Below are 826 nucleotides of genomic sequence, written 5' to 3' on the forward strand. Positions count from 1 at the left end.
GGACGTCGTGAACACATGAACGTTATATGAAACCGATGCAAGAGACAAGGAGAAAAAATGAAAATCACAATTCGATTATTACTGGTTTTACTTACACTATATATAATTTGTTTGATAATTCCGTACTTCTTCGATTTGAATGAAAAAAGAAAAATGGAAAACAAAATAGGAATAGCATTGGAAAACTTTTTATCAAACCAGTGTAATTATAATATTAAGGTGAATTGGATTAGATTAGATAATGTTCCAAGCGGTTTTATGACAATAGGTGAAGATGAACAATATTGGAGTGCACAATATACAAGCAAGCACAGCGGATTTTTATTTGGCAGTATTTTGGGTACGACTGACTTTATATATAACAATAATGTTTGTAGCGATAATCAAGAGACAGAGTATGATTATAGTAAGATTTACAGTCTCAGTTTGAGTAGTTCAACTTTTTTAGATGCCTCGTCGAATCAAGACGAAATAACAAGAACAGGTTATATAGGGGTCATGGATTCAAGAATATCGATGATCAAGCTCTTTGCAATATTAATAGTCGTAGTCTTAGTTTTATCTATTTCGTTGGAAATTCAATTTAAATATAGAAAGATGTACAAATAATGTGATAGTAGTTCAGGTAGGCATCGGCATCATATAACACCATGTTCACGCATCGGGCCATTCGGCCCTCGGTCCGGCAGAAGTAGGGAAGCGTAATCGACTGGAGTATTTCAGCAGCAAGGAAGCAAATTCAGCCGGACACATCCGCACCACCTAACCGCATCGCGGCCGCCCTTCGGGCTTAAGGTGGTGGGACGTCGTGAACACATGAACGTTA

At 37.2% G+C, this 826-nt stretch carries 1 protein-coding gene; it reads left to right on the forward strand.

What is annotated here, in order from left to right; translation table 11 throughout:
* The first annotated feature begins 153 nt into the window (after nt 1-153).
* Entirely contained in the window at nt 154-609 is a 456-nt protein-coding gene (locus ACFPPD_RS19575) for a hypothetical protein (protein ID WP_378082983.1), read from the forward strand.
* Nucleotides 610-826 lie beyond the last annotated feature (217 nt).

Source organism: Cohnella suwonensis (assembly GCF_042655365.1).
GTDB lineage: Bacteria > Bacillota > Bacilli > Paenibacillales > Paenibacillaceae > Cohnella > Cohnella suwonensis.

Coding starts and splice junctions, on each gene's coding strand:
- ACFPPD_RS19575 (WP_378082983.1), top strand. CDS start 154: ATGGAAAACAAAATAGGAATAGCATTGGAAAACTTTTTATCAAACCAG.